At 75.3% G+C, this 2,262-nt stretch carries 2 protein-coding genes; both read left to right on the top strand.

Annotated features, from left to right (window positions below; genetic code table 11):
- Positions 1–67: 67 nt before the first annotated feature.
- On the top strand, positions 68–1,609 hold the full coding sequence (locus tag DQW06_RS21500; RefSeq protein ID WP_117199187.1) for a hypothetical protein: 1,542 nt from the start codon (positions 68–70) through the stop codon (positions 1,607–1,609).
- An 89-nt stretch (positions 1,610–1,698) separates the two neighbouring features.
- Positions 1,699–2,193 carry a DUF4913 domain-containing protein gene (locus DQW06_RS21495; RefSeq protein ID WP_117199186.1) on the top strand — a complete coding sequence of 165 codons (495 nt, stop codon included), beginning with the start codon at positions 1,699–1,701 and terminating at the stop codon, positions 2,191–2,193.
- Positions 2,194–2,262 lie beyond the last annotated feature (69 nt).

Below are 2,262 nucleotides of genomic sequence, written 5' to 3'. Positions count from 1 at the left end.
CGGGGCGGCCGGAGCACCCCCAAGGGCAGGGCCGCCACGTGAGCGCACAGAACACCTGGAGGAACCTATGAGCTCCAAGCGGGTGAAGGGCGGACTCACCGGCCAGAAGGCCGACGAGCGCAGCCGCAACCGCCAACGCCTCGCCGACCTCGTGCGGGCCTCGGGCGCGGAGTCCGGCGGTGGCGGCGGGGAGAGGGACATCACCGAGGCCCTGCTCCTGGCCGCGATGCACACGCCCTTCGGGCGCGGCGGCCTCAGCAACTCGGGGGACCTCTCCAGGGCCGCCCTCCACCACGCCCTGCGCAGGAGGAGCGGCCAGAGCAGGGCGGAGGGGTTCTTCGCCGAGGAGCACGTCGGGTACTCGCCCAACATCGCCGTGGCGGGCCTGGGCCTGGCGCGCCAGGCCGACCCGCGCGTGGTCTCCCAGGTCCTGGGAGTCGACGTCCAGCGGGTCCACGACCACCAGCGCGACCTGCGCGTCCAGGACGTGGACCGGGTCCTGCGCGCCGACTACCACACCGGGCGGATCGAGCGGGCGGCGCGCACCAGCATGCAGCTCCTGGACCCGGTCCCGGACACGCCCCCCGAGCACCGCTGGCGCCGGGGGCTCGACGAGAACCTCGACGTCAGCCGGATGAACGCCCGTGAACTGGCGCTGAACTGGCTGAGCGCGGCCAACTCCAACGAGCCGGGCGCGCGGGAGGCGCAGGAGAGGTTCTTCGGCGAGCTGGCCCAGAAGCACCCGCAGCTCGCGGAGTCCATCGAGCGGGGCATGGTGCGGGATCCCGGCTTCACCGGCCGGACCGACTCCGCGCGGATCGACGCCAACTCGGTCATGGCGGGCGCCTCCTGGCAGGCCGACGGCCGCCCCATGGAGACGATGGAGGAGTACTGGGCCAAGGCCGTGCCCTGGTTCAAGGACGACCGGGCCGACCTGAACAGACTCCGGGACACCGCCGAGTCGGTGTTCACCGCGTCCCTGGACGGCAGGGTCCCCGCCGCCGTCGGGAACGAGCTGGTCCGCAACGCGAGTGGGAACAGGGCCCTGCCCGGGTTCGCGCGGGACTACCGCGAGGGCAGGGAGCTGGCGGGTACGCGCGCCGACAGGGGCGGGGCCGAGGTGTTCGTCCAGGGGGAGGCCTTCCTCCACGCGCTCGACAAGGCGCGCGGCGCACCGCTGAACGAGGGGCCGCGCGACCGGGCCGGGGCGGTCGCCGCGGGCAACACGGCCAAGGCGGAGCTGCGCGCGCACGACGCCACGAGGGCCGCGGACCCGCGCCTGGTCCTGGGCGACTCCCGGCTCCCCGGGGACAGGGGGCAGCTGGACTCGGCCCTGACCGCGAACGGCCGGGCGGTCGTGCGTCCCCAGGAGCTGGGGCGGCACGAGCGGCAGGGGACCCGTGCGGGCAACGACCGGACCCGCCGGACCAGGCAGGACTGGGCGGACCGGAGGGCGCACGCCGCCGTCAACGACCCCGCCCGGCGGCTGCCGCGACAGCGCGGGGAGCAGCAGGCCGCGGTGAGGCGGCTGACGGCGCGGACGGCCCTGCGCCGCCAGGAGCGCAGTTCGATCAACACCACGCGCACCCGGACCGGCCGCGGCGCGTGACCGACCCGGGGCCACGCACTCCCCGCACGCCCGCGACGGCCCCGGGGGCCCCACGACGACCACGAACGCGAAGAGGGACGACGCCGACCATGAGCACCCAACACGACAGGCAGGACGTGGACTCCCCGGAGGAGGAGTGGGGGGACCCCGCAGTGCGCGCGGCCCTCGCCACCGAGGCGCCCGACGTCAACGCGGCCGTCGCCGGAGTGGACGGCGGCGACCCGGAGGGGGCGGACGAACCGGCCCCGGAGCCGGTGTTCAAGAACGTCGAGGAGTTCGTGCGCCTGCGCTTCCTCCCGGTCTACATCCGCCCCGAGGGCGGCCAGTTCCGCTGGTGCAAGGAGTGGTGGCGCCACGCCGAGGCGGTCTCGCGCTTCCAGGCGCTGTGGCACGCCTGGGAGGTGCTGCGCTGGGAGGCGGGCACCGGGATGGCCGTCTGGTACCGCGACCACCTCGACTTCCAGATGGGCATCCTGCTCGGCGACAACGGCCCGTTCCGCGAGTGCACCTCGCGGCGCCACCAGGACCCGCGCCCGCTGCCCGCCGACCCCGCCCCGGACGGGTGGTTCGAGGACGAGTGGTGACCCCGCCCGGGGGTCCGTGACCGAATGCGGAGGGGGTTCGCCGGGGTGTCCCGCGGACCCCCTCCGCCG

Source organism: Nocardiopsis sp. TNDT3 (genome assembly GCF_003427465.1).
Taxonomy (GTDB): Bacteria; Actinomycetota; Actinomycetes; order Streptosporangiales; family Streptosporangiaceae; genus Nocardiopsis; species Nocardiopsis dassonvillei.
This window is presented reverse-complemented; position numbering and strand designations above follow the sequence as displayed.

Coding starts and splice junctions, on each gene's coding strand:
- DQW06_RS21500 (WP_117199187.1), top strand. CDS start 68: ATGAGCTCCAAGCGGGTGAAGGGCGGACTCACCGGCCAGAAGGCCGAC.
- DQW06_RS21495 (WP_117199186.1), top strand. CDS start 1,699: ATGAGCACCCAACACGACAGGCAGGACGTGGACTCCCCGGAGGAGGAG.